The organism is Arthrobacter sp. Br18 (genome assembly GCF_000520555.1).
Classification (GTDB): Bacteria; Actinomycetota; Actinomycetes; order Actinomycetales; family Micrococcaceae; genus Arthrobacter_D.
This window is the reverse complement of sequence record NZ_AZSA01000312.1, coordinates 1-1,120: the sequence shown is the minus strand read 5'-3', so window position 1 is coordinate 1,120 and position 1,120 is coordinate 1. Positions and strand designations below refer to the sequence as shown.

Sequence of the window (1,120 nt, the reverse complement as noted above, 5' to 3'; positions counted from 1 at the left end):
GCGTCCAACGGACGTCCTGGGGCGCCGGAGGAGTTCGTTCCAGCCATGAGTGTCTGCTCCGCTTCAGGATAAGGGTCGAGGGCGTCGGTGGGCGCGGGTTAGGAGGGAGCGCCCAGCACTATGTCGGCTGGGGGCTCGGCTCCTGTCGGCACGACGACGAGGGCGCGGGCGGGTGTCCGGGGGCGCGTACGCCAAATCCAAATGTGGAGTCAGGTCCCGCAGCGAAGAACCTACATGCTTGGGCCGTCCGCTGGTGACGGGGCGTCGTCGTCGTGCTCTTCGTCAACCTGGCCGTCGTGAACCCGCTTCAGCGTGACGCCCTCGAGGTAGCTGGGAACGGGAGGATCCAGGTCTTCATCGCTTGTCATGATCTCGATCCTAGGCGCCCACCATCATGAATAGACGCCACCTTTCGCAGCCGCGCCCAGCTAATCGTTTGCGCCCTACTTCTTCTGGGCCGTCCGCCAGACGTGGTCCCAGCCCGGTGCCAGCTGTGCGGCACGGCGGAGCGACAGGACCAGGCTCGCCTCGCGGGCGATGCCCTGGCCGGCGATGTCGAACGCCGTTCCGTGGTCCACCGACACGCGGACCACGGGAAGGCCGACGGTGATGTTGACGCCGTCGTCGCCGTAGACCGCCTTGAAGGGTGCGTGGCCTTGGTCGTGGTAGCAGACGATTACCATGTTCCACTTGCCCTTGACCGCTGCGGGGATGAGTGCGTCGGCCGGCAGTGGTCCGGTGACGTTGATGCCGGCCTTGGAACGGGAGGATCCAGGTCTTCATCGCTTGTCATGATCTCGATCCTAGGCGCCCACCATCATGAATAGACGCCACCTTTCGCAGCCGCGCCCAGCTAATCGTTTGCGCCCTACTTCTTCTGGGCCGTCCGCCAGACGTGGTCCCAGCCCGGTGCCAGCTGTGCGGCACGGCGGAGCGACAGGACCAGGCTCGCCTCGCGGGCGATGCCCTGGCCGGCGATGTCGAACGCCGTTCCGTGGTCCACCGACACGCGGACCACGGGAAGGCCGACGGTGATGTTGACGCCGTCGTCGCCGTAGACCGCCTTGAAGGGTGCGTGGCCTTGGTCGTGGTAGCAGACGATTACCATGTTCCACTTGCC

3 protein-coding genes are annotated in these 1,120 nt (G+C 65.9%); all 3 read right to left on the bottom strand.

From position 1 onward, the window contains the following. Nucleotides 1-230: 230 nt before the first annotated feature. Complete coding sequence (locus tag Y704_RS23845) at nucleotides 231-368, bottom strand: hypothetical protein (protein WP_155850183.1); 138 nt, start codon at nucleotides 366-368, stop codon at nucleotides 231-233. 75 nt (nucleotides 369-443) lie between these two features. Beyond that, entirely contained in the window at nucleotides 444-749 is a 306-nt protein-coding gene (locus Y704_RS0102600) for a 4-hydroxythreonine-4-phosphate dehydrogenase PdxA (protein ID WP_275451050.1), read from the bottom strand. A gap of 119 nt (nucleotides 750-868) precedes the next feature. Continuing rightward, nucleotides 869-1,120 (bottom strand): 4-hydroxythreonine-4-phosphate dehydrogenase PdxA (locus tag Y704_RS18515; RefSeq protein ID WP_035771369.1); only part of this gene is annotated, 252 nt, incomplete at its 5' end.

Bases quoted from the DNA above. Each gene is read 5' to 3' on its own strand.
- Y704_RS23845 (WP_155850183.1), bottom strand. From the start codon at position 368: ATGACAAGCGATGAAGACCTGGATCCTCCCGTTCCCAGCTACCTCGAG.